The 256-nt window shown below is 69.1% G+C and carries 1 pseudogene; it reads right to left on the reverse strand.

Annotated features, from left to right (window positions below):
- A pseudogene (locus SB772_RS43150) lies at positions 1 to 228 on the reverse strand (MFS transporter); the annotation flags it as partial.
- Positions 229 to 256: the final 28 nt, after the last annotated feature.

The following is a 256-nucleotide window of genomic DNA, read 5'->3' on the forward strand; positions in this document are numbered from 1 at the left end:
GACGCGCTCGCCGAGCGACGCGAGCGGCAGCAGCGTGATCGTGACGGCGAGCTGATACGCGTTGACGATCCAGATCGATGCGGCATCGGACGCGTGCAGGTCGCGCGCGATCGTCGGCAGCGCGACGTTCGCGATGGCGCCGTCGAGCACGGCGAGCGTGATGCCCAGTGCGACGCAGACGATCGCCCAGTAGCGTTGCGGAAGCGGCAGGCCGGTATCGGCGTTCATGACGGGAGCGAAAGCGGGGTTGTCCGCG

It is taken from the genome of Paraburkholderia sp. SIMBA_030, from assembly GCF_046535245.1.
Lineage (GTDB): Bacteria > Pseudomonadota > Gammaproteobacteria > Burkholderiales > Burkholderiaceae > Paraburkholderia.